This window comes from Bradyrhizobium sp. 197 (assembly GCF_023073375.1).
GTDB lineage: Bacteria > Pseudomonadota > Alphaproteobacteria > Rhizobiales > Xanthobacteraceae > Bradyrhizobium.
Window position 1 is genome coordinate 1 of the sequence record NZ_JADPJJ010000145.1, and the last position, 1141, is coordinate 1141.

The following is a 1141-nucleotide window of genomic DNA, read 5'->3' on the forward strand; positions in this document are numbered from 1 at the left end:
CCGTGATCACCGTGCGTCCCACGAGCGGGACGAGTCTCTGTCCCGGATGCGGGACCAGTTCTGGGCGGATCCATAGCCGATATCAGCGGCGCCTAACCGATCTGCCGCTTGCGGGGCGGCAGGTTCGCTTGGTGGTCGTGGCGCGCCGCTTCCGCTGCGTTACTGCTCTCTGCGGTCGGCGTATTTTCACCGAGCGCTTCGATGACGGCGCTCTAGCACCGTGGGCGCGGCGAACGACCCGGCTCGATCTGATCGTCCATCACCTTGGCCTCGCCTTGGGTGGCCGCCCAGCGGCGAGTTTTGCCCGTCGACTTATGCTGCCCGTGAGCAACGACACGTTGCTTCGGGTGGTTAGAAGGCGCGGGTGTCCACCCTTTGCTGCGCCGAGCGTTATCGGCATCGACGATTGGGCCTGGCGGCGCAATCAGCGGTATGGAACTATCATCTGCGACCTCGAGCGGCGACGACCGATCACTCTCTTACCCGACAGAGAGCCAGCCACTGCGCAGGCCTGGCTCGCGGGGCAACCACAGATCGCTGTGGTCGCGCGCGACCGCGGCGGCGGTTACGCCCTTGCTGCGGCCAAGGCACTCCCGCACGCCACCCAGGTCGCCGACCGTTGGCACCTCATGGAGAACGCCAGCCACGCCTTCCTGGATGCGGTTCGCAAATCCATGCGCCAGGTCCGCATCGCGGTTGGCTCCGCCACCATAAATCCCAACTTATTGACCGCCGCCGAGCGCATTCAATATGAGGGTTATCTTCGGCGAGAAGACACCAACGCGGCAATCCTCAAACAGGCTGAGACGGGCGTCTCCATAAAGGAGATCGTACGGCTCACCGGCCATAGCCGGGGCCTCATCCGCAGGGTATTGCGAGGTCAGCGATCCGACGTGTTCAGGGTGCGCGAGAGCTCGCTCGAGCACTACCTGCCATGGCTCGATGTTCAGTGGGCCGCTGGTCATTGTAATGGCGCCGACCTGTGGCGTTGCCTCAAGGCGCAGGGATTTAGAGGCTCGGTGCGAGTCGTTACCGAATGGGCGACACGCCGTCGGCGTGCCGAAATGCCCGATGCTCAGAGCCTGCAGCGCGTACCGTCCGCGAGAACTATCGCCCGCCTGATGACCAATGGCCGCGATAC

Annotated in this window: 1 protein-coding gene; it reads left to right on the top strand. The window is 64.2% G+C overall.

Annotated features, from left to right (window positions below; genetic code table 11):
• A partial coding sequence (locus IVB27_RS33925) for an ISL3 family transposase (RefSeq protein ID WP_247447134.1) occupies positions 1-1141 on the top strand: 1141 nt, incomplete at both ends.